The sequence below is a fragment of the Micromonospora qiuiae genome (assembly GCF_016863555.1).
GTDB lineage: Bacteria > Actinomycetota > Actinomycetes > Mycobacteriales > Micromonosporaceae > Micromonospora > Micromonospora qiuiae.
On the sequence record NZ_BOPC01000122.1, the window covers coordinates 1 to 11,022 of the forward strand.

At 67.1% G+C, this 11,022-nt stretch carries 13 protein-coding genes; 8 read left to right on the plus strand and 5 right to left on the minus strand.

The window, feature by feature from the left end:
* Positions 1-69 precede the first annotated feature (69 nt).
* Together Vqi01_RS28720 and Vqi01_RS28725 are read left to right on the plus strand one after the other, a co-directional pair.
* Positions 70-348, plus strand: coding sequence for a hypothetical protein (locus tag Vqi01_RS28720; protein ID WP_204038277.1), 279 nt, complete (start codon positions 70-72; stop codon positions 346-348).
* 388 nt (positions 349-736) lie between these two features.
* Positions 737-1,516: an alpha/beta fold hydrolase gene (locus Vqi01_RS28725; protein ID WP_204038278.1), complete on the plus strand. Its 780-nt coding sequence runs from the start codon at positions 737-739 to the stop codon at positions 1,514-1,516.
* Positions 1,517-1,736: 220 nt separating this feature from the next.
* Here the strand turns inward: Vqi01_RS28725 and Vqi01_RS28730 are convergent, their stop codons facing one another.
* From Vqi01_RS28730 to Vqi01_RS31720, 3 genes are all read right to left on the minus strand, one after another.
* The gene (locus Vqi01_RS28730; protein WP_204038279.1) at positions 1,737-2,087 is read right to left on the minus strand and encodes an Imm32 family immunity protein; all 351 of its coding nucleotides are present in this window, start codon (positions 2,085-2,087) and stop codon (positions 1,737-1,739) included.
* Between the two features lie 439 nt (positions 2,088-2,526).
* Complete coding sequence (locus Vqi01_RS28735; protein WP_204038280.1) at positions 2,527-3,366, minus strand: DUF4184 family protein; 840 nt, start codon at positions 3,364-3,366, stop codon at positions 2,527-2,529.
* Between the two features lie 427 nt (positions 3,367-3,793).
* Entirely contained in the window at positions 3,794-3,961 is a 168-nt protein-coding gene (locus Vqi01_RS31720) for a hypothetical protein (RefSeq protein ID WP_372444458.1), read from the minus strand.
* Between the two features lie 591 nt (positions 3,962-4,552).
* On the opposite strand from Vqi01_RS31720, the gene Vqi01_RS28745 reads away from it, so the two are divergent.
* The 6 genes from Vqi01_RS28745 to Vqi01_RS28770 all read left to right on the plus strand — a co-directional run bounded on the left by Vqi01_RS28745 (position 4,553) and on the right by Vqi01_RS28770 (position 10,188).
* Positions 4,553-5,980 (plus strand): DEAD/DEAH box helicase, encoded by a 1,428-nt coding sequence (locus Vqi01_RS28745; RefSeq protein WP_204038281.1) that lies wholly within the window; start codon positions 4,553-4,555, stop codon positions 5,978-5,980.
* 187 nt (positions 5,981-6,167) lie between these two features.
* Complete coding sequence (locus Vqi01_RS28750; RefSeq protein WP_189047677.1) at positions 6,168-6,371, plus strand: cold-shock protein; 204 nt, start codon at positions 6,168-6,170, stop codon at positions 6,369-6,371.
* Between the two features lie 74 nt (positions 6,372-6,445).
* The gene (locus tag Vqi01_RS28755; RefSeq protein WP_204038282.1) at positions 6,446-7,219 is read left to right on the plus strand and encodes a class I SAM-dependent methyltransferase; all 774 of its coding nucleotides are present in this window, start codon (positions 6,446-6,448) and stop codon (positions 7,217-7,219) included.
* A gap of 96 nt (positions 7,220-7,315) precedes the next feature.
* A complete protein-coding gene (locus Vqi01_RS28760; protein WP_239098741.1) occupies positions 7,316-7,615 on the plus strand; it encodes a hypothetical protein in 300 nt (99 codons plus the stop codon).
* A gap of 863 nt (positions 7,616-8,478) precedes the next feature.
* On the plus strand, positions 8,479-8,796 hold the full coding sequence (locus Vqi01_RS28765; protein ID WP_204038283.1) for a helix-turn-helix domain-containing protein: 318 nt from the start codon (positions 8,479-8,481) through the stop codon (positions 8,794-8,796).
* Positions 8,797-9,354: 558 nt separating this feature from the next.
* Positions 9,355-10,188, plus strand: a complete 834-nt coding sequence (locus Vqi01_RS28770) for a hypothetical protein (protein ID WP_204038284.1) — start codon at positions 9,355-9,357, stop codon at positions 10,186-10,188.
* Positions 10,189-10,223: 35 nt separating this feature from the next.
* Here Vqi01_RS28770 and Vqi01_RS28775 read toward each other — a convergent pair whose 3' ends face one another.
* Together Vqi01_RS28775 and Vqi01_RS28780 are read right to left on the minus strand one after the other, a co-directional pair.
* On the minus strand, positions 10,224-10,376 hold the full coding sequence (locus Vqi01_RS28775) for a hypothetical protein (protein WP_204038285.1): 153 nt from the start codon (positions 10,374-10,376) through the stop codon (positions 10,224-10,226).
* Between the two features lie 173 nt (positions 10,377-10,549).
* Positions 10,550-10,948 carry a hypothetical protein gene (locus Vqi01_RS28780; RefSeq protein WP_204038286.1) on the minus strand — a complete coding sequence of 133 codons (399 nt, stop codon included), beginning with the start codon at positions 10,946-10,948 and terminating at the stop codon, positions 10,550-10,552.
* Between the last annotated feature and the right edge of the window lie 74 nt (positions 10,949-11,022).

Below are 11,022 nucleotides of genomic sequence, written 5' to 3' on the forward strand. Positions count from 1 at the left end.
TCTATTGCCGGTCGCTCTAAGCTACTCAGTCCTGTCTCTCGTACTCGGCGACCGCGGAGCGTGGTGCACATGGGCGCGATGTTCCGGCTGACGGGCAAGCCTGTCGCGGACATTCTGTTGATCTTTCTGTGGTGGCCGATTGCAGCATCGATTTTCATCATGGTCGGGCTGTTCCATCTGATCTCCTGGGCGAACCGGCGAGTGGACGAGGCCGACCGCCACGCTGCCGAGGGCAGGTCAGGCTTGTCGACGGATGTGGGCGAGGAGTCAGCTTGCGCACGCGCGGCTCATGGGCACACCGAGCGGCTTCCGGCCACCGAGGCTGTCGTGGGAGCAGGATGGAAGTAGCGCCCGGCCTGCTCGTGATGGGCTCGCGGGCACATCTGTTGTGGCGAGGGCTGGCCGAGGACGGTTTCGCATCGGGGTGGGTCTCTGGGTTTCGTCGTGCTGGCGTCGGCATGGATCCAGGGAGCTGAGACTCGAATCCCACCGGCAACCTCCTGATCAGGGCTTCCTGCTCCGTCACCTCTTCGGCGGACCCGAAGGCGTCGACCTCCGGGACTTCAAGTCATCCGCTCGGGTCGCACGCTCGCTCATGCCGAGATCAGTGGATCCGATTATGCCGATGACAAGCCGTACGAGTTCTGTCCGAGCCAGAGCGGAGACTGGTCAGCGGACCGACGAGTTTCGGGCGCGGGCATGGTCTGACCCGTGACATGGCCGGAAGGGAGAAGGCATGGCCAAGGTGACGTCCCGCGATGGTACGACCATCGCGTTTGAACGGGCGGGTGAGGGTCCGGCCCTCATTTTGGTGGACGGGGCGATGTGTTATCGGGCGTTCGGGCCGATGCCGCCGCTTGCTCAAGTCCTGGCGTCGGACTTCACGGTGTATACATATGACCGTCGGGGGCGGGGTGAGAGCGGCGACAGCGCATCGTATGCGGTCGCCCGCGAAGTCGAGGATCTCGAGGCTCTGATTGAGGCGGCCGGTGGTTTGGCGTATGTGTACGGCATCTCTTCCGGTGCGGCTCTCGCCATGGAGGCGGCGGCGAGCGGTCTGACGATCAGGAAGCTGGCGCTGTATGAGCCGCCCTACACCGCCGAGGGCGGAGACACCGAGGGTGTGAAGGAGAGCAACAGCAAGCTCAACGAGCTGCTCGCGGCCGGTCGCCGTGGTGATGCGGTCGAGTTCTTCATGTCGGGCGTTGGCATGTCCACCGACGCGATCGCCGGAATGCGGCAGTCGCCCATGTGGCCGGTGTTCGAGGCCGTCGCGCACACGATCGCCTATGACTTCGCGGTGCTCGGTGACGGCACCGTGCCACGCGAACGGGCCGCGCTCGTCACCGTTCCCACGCTCGTCGCCGATGGTGGTGCGAGCCCGGACTTTTTGCGCCGCCCGGCCAAGGCGCTCGCCGAGGCGATCCCAACCGCGAAGTACCAGACTTTGGAGGGCCAAACGCACGAGGTGACGCCGGACGCCATCGCTGCCGTGCTGAAGGAGTTCTTTCGGTAGCACGCGGAGAGGGAATGAGCCCGGCGTGGCAATGGCCGCGGGCATGGCCGAGCACAGATCCCCGGCGTGTTCGCGCCATCGTTCTCTGATGGTCCTGTACGAGGTGCCATCCCTGCCGTGAGCCGGCAGACCACCGAACTCTTCTGCCGCTGACCGCGCGTTCGAGCTGAGACGAGCGTGTTGCCCGGTTCTGGCCAGTCGGCCACGATGACCAGCGGGATCACTCCGGTGCCCGGTAGCCGTCTCCAGGAAGATGCTCGATGTGCTGATGCCGGTGGACTGCTCGGTCGTCGGCGGTCTCGGCTTGTTCAGCGACGCCATCGAGTGCATCCCAGACGATGCCGAGACACTCACGATCACCGGAAAGGTGCAGTGTGGCCTCACCGTCCAGGCTGACGAGCAGCGGGCCGACGGTTTCCGTTTGAACGACCGTACCGCCCGTGATCGTCGCCTCAACAGGGTCGGCATGTTCACGTAACAGCCGGGCGAGGGTACGCAGGGCAGCCGGCGGGCCAGCCAGCTCAACCTCGCCGTCGCTGACAGATAGGCGGCAAAGCCGGTGATCATCCACTGGCACATTTTGCCTTGCGTCGTCGGCATGCCGCCTTGATCTGCCGCTGGGTGCGCGACGCGGTATTACGAGTGGATTTCAGTGGGCCACATCCTGGAGATATGGCCGGGCTACCTGCCAGCGGTGGTTGGCTTACCGGGTGGCGCTGGATCGGGAACTGCTGGTCGCTCGTCGGCCTCGTGATGTGGTTGATGTTGCCGGGGTGTGGATCGCCGAGGCGTCGTCGGTCGGTCGGGTGGTTGGGGAGCAGCCATCCCGTCTACCACCGACCCAGGCACGGCGAGCGGGCCAGGGTCAGGATGTGTGGGGCGGCGGCAGACGGGATGGCTGCACAAGCTGGTCGCGGAGCGAACCGAAGACCTTCGGTTCACCGACTGGGGTCGGCTTATCGCTGATCGGCGGGGGGGTTGTGTGGTGTTGCCCGCCACTTGTCCACAGGTCATGAACATGTTTTCCGCACCCTCCGGTCCGCCGACAGTTGCCAAAGCCCGCCGTAGACCAGCACCCCCACACCGACCCCGGACATCGCACTGGTCACAACCAGACGCAGCACAGCCATCGAGTGAACAGCGTCGAGCACGCCGTAGCCGTTCCGCGCCAGTTGCAGGACGGCTGCGATGACGCCGGTCACCGCCATCGCCGCGAGCGTCCACCAGCGCGCGGCTGGGCTCAGCGTCACCCGCGGCCCGACCGGGCCGCCGGGCTGACGGCGCCACCAGCGGTAGATCCAGCTGACCAGGGCCAGCGCCCCGACGAGGGTGCTTGCCCACCACAGGCCCTCGGTCACCTTCTGTGTGTTCGGCAGCGGCGACCACGAAGCGGCGCCGTTCTCGTGGACCAGCGCGTCCCAGACCAAGTGGCTGAGTACTCCGATCATCGCCGACAGGATGATCCAGGCGACCTGCCGCACCCCCGACCAGCGGAACTGCGCCGCGGGCCCGGTCAGTCGCCCCGCCGCAGCAGCCGGGAGCAGGGCGATCAGCGGGCGCTTGAGCACCTGGTGGAACAGCGCTACCAGGAGCAGCGCTCCGACCGTCCCGGCGACCATCCCGGTGCCGAACTCGTGCGTGTAGGTGAGGTTGTAGTCGCTGTACGGCCCCCACGCTGCCGAGGTGGCTTGCGGGAGGACATAAGGCAGATCCGGGGCGACCGCACCGGCGACCAGGGCCGAGGCAACGAGCGGGCGGCGGCTCAGCGGCAGGATCAAAGCGGGGTGGCTCAGCGTAAAGGGCATCAAGCTCCTCCTCAGGAGCTCATAGCCCCAGTCCTTGTCGATCAAGGTCAGGATACGTGCATCACGCCAAGGGCTGCCAAGTACGAGCCGACAACGGACGTCTCCTATGGGGCAGCGATCAGACCGAAGGGGAGTACTACTGGCTGGTGGACCGCTCTGTGGAGCCCGATCGGTGGCCTATGGTCGCGCGGTGGGATGGCATCGAGCCGTGGCAGCAGCTCGACATGTCGCTACCCGGCCTGTCAAGGCGCGCGGTCGCTAGCGGGCTCGTCACCGTCCGTGTCGGCGAGGGGCCGCTGGTCTCCGAGCCCGCAGCGCACCAAAATGCGATGAGAAGCGGATGCCGCCAGTCGAAGAGCCGGGGCCAGTTCCCTTGCCGTCACGCCCGGCCGCCGTGTCGCGTCTGCCTGGGGCGCTGCCTGAAGGATGTCTCGTAACTTGGTGAAGGCATTGCCGGTCAACGGCGCCGGCGTCACCCGAGCAGGATGATGTTGTGAATGTGAGCGATGCCGGAAGCGGTGTCGGTCAATGTGTGGGCGGCGCGGCGGTAGTCGCGCAGGATCTTGAACGGGGCCACGTTGATCGGGATGGCCGACGCGACAACGTACGCGGGCAAGGCCGAGCGGCGGTCCACCGCCAACCGCCCGATCTGGTGGTCCAGTCGTGGAGAGGTGCTGATCGACCTGCACAGGACGTCGGTACCTGCGACGCGTCGAACCGACACGCGTGGTAGCCCTTACCGACTGGGCTCCGTTGCGTCGTGATGCCTAACGAGTCGTCGGCTTCCGGTCGGCGTCACCTTCGACACGGAACGGGGTGCGCAGGCGGGTCATCGCAGCCGAACTTACGTCGACGGCAGGTGTGTGGTCGAAAGCCGCATCTGCTCCCGGTGCTTCACGGAACAAATTCGGGTCATGCGCGGTTACATCAGTCAAGAGCTGCTCCAAGTTTGCGCGCCAACGCGCGACTCACCCGCTCGCACATGCAAGCCGGGTGCGGAAAATGAGCGGGGCGGATCCGGCCGCTCGCCGGGGGCGTGGATCGGTTTCGCTCGGCCCGTCGAACCCTAACCCAAAAAAGCCATCGTGTACGGCCTGGGCCCGGATGCGGGTAGATTGATCAATCAGTCCGCCGGTTCCGACCACGGCCTGCCTCTGATGTCGACCACCACGCGCGGCGACCAATCGGTCAGCGCCGTGCAGGGCGACCCCTTCCACGTTCGGAGACTCCCATGGCGGCACGCCGCCCCAACCAGACACCCCTTGTCACACCCACCTCCTTCGCCGACCTTGGCGTGCCCGACCGCCTGGTCGCCGCGCTCGAGCAGGCGCGCATCAGCACGCCATTCCCGATCCAGGCCGCGACGCTCCCGGATTCACTCGCCGGACGCGACGTGCTGGGTCGTGGCAGGACGGGATCGGGCAAGACATACGCCTTCGCTCTCCCGGTCCTGGCCCGGCTCTCGGCCGCCACGTCTCCGCGGCTGCCCGGCCGCCCGCGCTCGCTCATCCTGGCGCCCACCCGCGAGCTGGCGACCCAGATCGAAGCGGCGATCGCACCGCTGGCCACCGCGCTGTCGCTGCGGACCCTGACGATCTTCGGTGGGGTGAGCGCGCGGCCACAGGTCGGTGCACTGCGTGCCGGGGTCGATATCCTCATCGCCTGTCCCGGCCGGCTCGCCGACCACGTGTCGACCGGCCACGCGATCCTCGACGCCGTCGAGGTCACGGTGCTCGACGAGGCGGACCACATGGCCGACCTGGGCTTCCTGCCGGTCGTACGGCGACTCCTCGACAAGACACCGCCCCGCTCCCAGCGGCTGCTGTTCTCGGCGACGCTCGACGCGGGCGTTGACGTCCTCGTGCGGCGGTACCTCTCCAACCCAGTCACCCACAGCGTCGACTCGGCGAGGTCCCCGGTCACCGCCATGACCCACCACGTGCTCCGGGTGCGTCACGATGACCGACTCCCCGTCCTGATCGACCTGGCGGCAGCCCCGGGGCGCACGCTCGTATTCACCCGCACCAAGCGGGGCGCCAAGAAGCTGACCAGACAACTGGTCGCCTCGGGCGTGCCCGCCGTGGAGTTGCACGGCAACCTGGCGCAAAACGCCCGCACCCGGAATCTGGCGGCGTTCTCCGCCGGCGACGCCCACACGCTCGTCGCGACCGACATCGCGGCGCGCGGTATCCACGTCGACGATGTGGCTCTCGTGATCCACGCCGACCCGCCCGCCGAACACAAGGCATACCTGCACCGCTCGGGGCGGACCGCCCGTGCCGGAGCGAGCGGCACCGTCGTCACCCTGATGACCGACGACCAGGTCACCGACGTGCGCGACCTCACCCGCCAGGCCGGCATCAACCCGACCATCACCCAGCTTGGGCCCGGTGACTCGCTGCTCACCGAACTCGCCCCAGGCGAGCGCCGCTTCGTGACGCCTCCCGTAGCGACGACGGCGCCGCATCACGGACGAGGCCGCAGCGCCACGCGGCGCCCGGATCTCCGCACAGCGGCGCGCGGATCGACCAGCAGCGCAGCGCGCGGGAGAGGCTCGGAAGGTCGTCGGGCGAGTGCTGCGGAAACCACATCCGCGCCACGGGGCGCGGCGGCGTTCTCTTCCGGCACGCGGGTTGGTAGCCGGCGCGGTCAGCGCTGACACCACCGCGGCGCGCCCCCCCGTGCTAGCCTCACCGGGTTGCAACCTTCGGTTTGTCGCATACTTTGCCAGCGCCTGGTGGGTATCTAACCCGCCAGGCGCTTTTGTTCTGCCGGTTCTTCCGGACCAGCAGTGGCGGCAACTGAGGGCCGGTACGTGGCTGCATCAGCTACTCAGAGGAGAAGACATGGCATTCGGCACAGTCAAGTGGTTCAACGCGGACAAGGGCTTCGGCTTCATCTCGCAGGATGGTGGCGGCGCTGACGTCTTCGCCCACTTCTCGGCCATCTCATCGAGCGGGTTCCGCAGCCTGGAAGAGAACCAGCGGGTCGAGTTCGACGTCGAGCAGGGCCAGAAGGGCCTTCAGGCCGCCAACATCCGCCTGGTCTGACGTTGACTCCGCCGAGCCGTGGCGACGAGGCCTCGCCCGTCGTCACGGCGGTGGCTGAGGCCACGGACCGGCGAATGCCGGTTCGTTCCGACACCGCGGTCCTTCCCGGCCTCGAACCGCTGGTGTCGCAAGCGCTGTCCGCCCCCGAGTACGCGGCCGGGACCGCCAGCATCGACCGGCTCCGGCTGGCCCCAGTGCCGCTGGTGCCGGAGGTGCGACTGGTCATGGCCGAGGACGCGATCGTCCTCTGGGCACGACTCGAAGCCGAGGCGGGCCACGTCCTCCCGCCGCCGTTCTGGGCGTCGGCCTGGACCGGCGGGCAGGGTCTCGCGCGTTACATCCTCGATCACCCGGACACCGTGGCCGGTCGCCATGTCCTCGACGTCGCATCCGGCTCCGGACTGGTCGCTATCGCCGCGGCGATAGCCGGCGCCGCCGGAGTCACCGCCAACGATATCGACCCCTACTCGATCGCGGCAATCAACGCCAACGCCCACGCCAACGGCGTCGAGTTGGCCCTGTCGTCGCATGACCTTCTTGACGGCGACGTTGACGGCATGGATGTGGTGTTGGCCGGTGACGCGCTCTACCACCCGTCTGTGGCGGCCCGGATGCTGCCGTTCCTCGCCCGCGTCGTGGCGAAGGGCGCTCGGGTCCTTGTTGGCGATCCGGACCGGGGCCACCTGGCCCACGACTGGCTGGAGCGGGTGGCGACGTACGAGGTGCCGATGAGCGGCGCTCCGGAAGACGCGCAGCTTCACCTGACGAGCGTGCTCAAGCCACGACGCGACCAGGTGGACGACCGGCGGAGCCGAGCCACACTGCTGCGGCGTGGCGCTTGTCGGTGACCGGGTGGAACTGCCTGAGCCGCTCGATGAGCGGTCGGCGTTCGACGCGGTCATCGGCCGCCCAGACCATCCGCATGCGCCCCCACCCTCTTCCGGTTGCAGGAGCTGCTCACCGGGATCAGCCCGGCCCTGGAACGGACCGTGGACCTGAACCCGAGAGGGTCGACGATGGTCCTCGCGTGCTGGCAGACCCCGGCCGCGATCCGGCACGCCGGCGTCGACCGGATCACCGCCCTGCTCCGGCGCGGCCACGTCAAGAACGCCATCCAAGTCGCCGAGGCGATGGCCGCCGCCGCTCGGCAGCAGACCGTCACGCTGCCCGGCCAACGCGCCGCCAGCACGGCGAACATCAATCCCGCCCGGCCGCGGCACCCTGAGCAGACCCGCGGCTCGTGAGCGTTCGTTTGCGGGCAGCCACGGTCGCCACCGGTTGCCGACACCACGCTCCTTGGCGAAAGCCGAAGATGCATGGCCGAGTTGAGGATGGGCCAGCAGGACGTGTGCCCTCCGGGTAGAGGGTTGTGACGTGGGCGAGGCGCGCGCCGCGGCGATGAGCGTGACATCCCGGCATCGACGTCTGTGGTGATGCGGAGCGTCACCGTGGGTAACCACCGTCGCCATCCTGGAAGCTCGGACCGTCGCCGAGAAAATCTATGACCAAAATGCTAGACATTCTTGCCGCGACTGGCTAGTGTTCCTGGTGTTGACAGAAGAGATCCGAGGAAAACGCAGACGAGTCAGACCGAGCGTCAAGCAGGGCCCGAAACCCATTTCGTGGCTCGCTCGGCACAGCGGTGGAAGTAGGCATCACCGCAGGCAGCAAGGCACGGCACGTGGAAGGTGAGCCCTGATGTAGTTCCAGGTCAGGGCGAAGCGGGCGGGGCGATGCTGGTTGAGCGCCCGGCCTGGCAGGACCGTTCGCCGCACGTGTGCGGGGCCATGTAGTTGCGTGGGGCTTCGACACCGGCGGACAGCACGACAGCACCACAGGTATCGGAAGCAGAGGAAAGGGAGGGCTGAACACCGTTGGATCGCCCGCCGCTAGGACGTAGTTCCAACTCTGGGGCGGACACCGCAGTTTCCATCGAACGAGAGGTGGTCTCCGGTCACGCTTATGCGATCCTCGCACCCCACACCGCCGACGGCGGTAGGTGCGGATACGACAACCCGACGAACCTGTCGGTAGATGGTGTTTTCGACCCGTAACCCTGGGCCCCGGCGCTTTCGCGCCGGGGCCCTCGTCATGGAGAGAGATGTATATGGCCCAACCCGATGACATGTTCGGTGACGACGACTACCCCGCCTACACGATGGGCCGCGCTGCGGAGATCACCGGTGCCTCGCAGGACTTCCTGCGCCGGCTCGACGAGGCGAAGCTGATCACCCCGTTCCGGTCAGCCGGCGGGCACCGCCGCTACTCCCGCTACCAGTTGCGCCTCGCTGCCCGGGCTCGACAGATGGTCGACCAGGGCACCCCTCTGGAAGCCGCCTGCCGGATCATCATCCTCGAGGACCAGCTCGAAGAAGCCCTCCGGCAGAACCAGAATTACCAGCGCCAACAAGAAGCCGACACCTGACCCGGTTCGCCTCACGGTCCTTCTCCGCCACGAGAGGGACCGTTTGTCGCACTCTCTCCGCTGATCTGAGCGCCGAGCACACCGCCGGAGACAGGTGACCTCCTGCCAGCTCGCCCCGCTCGCCAGGCCACTACCCGCGCCACAGCACTACCGGCACCGCCCCGACCTACACCGATCACAGCACCGCCGACGTCACGGACTCTTGGCGTCCGAATCTGCCGCCGACCGTGCGCGTCGCGTCTCAGCGCGCGGTCCCGCTGAGTAAGCGTTAGCCTCGGTGCTGCTCCATGGGGACGTGCCGAAAGCGAAGCGCCGAGGCGCCTGGGCGACCGCGCGGTCGCGCGCCGGGATCGGGGAGCACGTGGGGAGCAGTGGGGTGCGCTGAACGGCGTTGAACTGCATCCAGTAGCACCCAACGGCGCTCAACGGCACCCACCCCCACCTGCGGCTTCTCATTACCGCAGGTCAGAGCCGGTGCCGCGTCCTGCTTCACACCGAAGAGGTCACTGGTTCGATCCCAGGCTCGCCCACTGTGCAGCCGACGGCAATGATGGCGAAGTGACTATTGGTGATGGCGCCGGCAGTCCATCTGCCACAGGGCATTCGCTTGCGGTCCCGTTGATCGCCAACAGCGTGGCATCCCCCCCCCGGCTGGTTTACGGGGCCCTGGACCTACGCACACTCGACAGCACGGAGCAGGGATACGCGGCGCTGTACTTCGAGGTCGCTGGCTCCGGCGACCTCGGCCGAGTGACGTTCGAAGGGCTTGACGCGGTCCGTGGGGCACGCGGCGAGTACCCTCCGTACGACGTAGACCGGCATGAACCAGCTGATTGGGTGTTCGTCGTACAGGGTAGCGCCTGGTTGAGAGAGCGCCACGATTACGAGATGCGCCACTACACGACACCACTGCTGGAGACCCATCAGCACTACCTGTTCGCATTTCACGACGAGTTCGTCGAGGCTGTCGCTGAGGGGATATGGCTCGATCTCGTCGACCGGGACAATCCTTTCACGGTGCCAGCGGTGCATCCGCTGAGCCCACTTTCGAAGGACCTGCCCGCCGAAAACTTCACCTCAACGGATGGATTGAGGTGGCAGCTACGGCGATCGGACCGCACCGACGCCGAACTCGTCGAGGCCTCCCGGTACTGCTCGCAACGTGTTTACCAGTTCGACCTCACGCTCGATGGTGCGAGCCGTGAGGCCGCCAGTATCTGGATCCGTACTCGCAGAGGCCGACTTGTCTCTCGATTCATGCGGCCCTGGCCCGTTGGCGAAGTCGGCCATGTGGAGGGCCTGGCGCAATCGGGCAACTTCGCAGACCAGTGGGAAACCTATCTCGGCGAAGTAGCCCAGCGCAGGCGCCAGATGGACAAGCGCCAACGGTAGACCTGGCGGGACTCGCTCGGTCCCGGTGCGCGCTTCTACCGCCGGCTGCGGCTGCGGCTGCGGAGGCGGAAGCGGTCAGCACAGCGGTACAGCACCTCGACGAACCTGATCTCGTCGTGGACCACGTCGAGGTCCTTCGTCCACGAGCGCTGCGGCGAGTTCGGCGGTGAAGACCGGCCACCTGTCATAGAGCAACGGTGCGTGCGCCGGATGGCTGTCCACGAGGAGGCAAACTACCTGGGCGATGCCCCCGTACATACTCCAATACGAACTCTGCGCTGGTCGTGAGAGCAGCTTGTCGTACCGTGCGTTGAGGCCTCTTCGGCGTGCTCATCTGCCGCCGACAGCCGGTTCGCGGCCGTTACTGAGATCGAGGTAGAGCGGACGGCGCGGGGTCCAGTTCGTCAAGCAGTGCCTGTAACCGGTCTCGGCATCGCAGGATGAGGCTGGAGATCTCGTCGAAGGTCTCGGCGCTGACTTGGCCGTTCTCGAACCACATCGCGCGCACGGCCGTCCGGCTCTGCACCAGGTACGTCGCGGCAGCCTCGACCAGCCCGACGAACTCGTCGCTGCGCTCCGGGGAGGCAAGCCGAGCACAACGACGCGCCGCGCGCAACGGCTCATCGGGAGCGGTGAAGACCGCGGCAAGATCGCCGTCAGCCTGACCGCTACCGATGCTCGCGAGAAGGTACTCCAACTCGGTCGCGGCTAGAGTCAGCCTTCCAACGGCCAAGACCGTCTCGTCGGTAAGTTGCCGCATCAGCCAACCGTAGCGGAGTCGATTCCAAGTCGAGCTTCCTCACATGCCGCGACTCGCGCGGCTCAGCTCAGGGA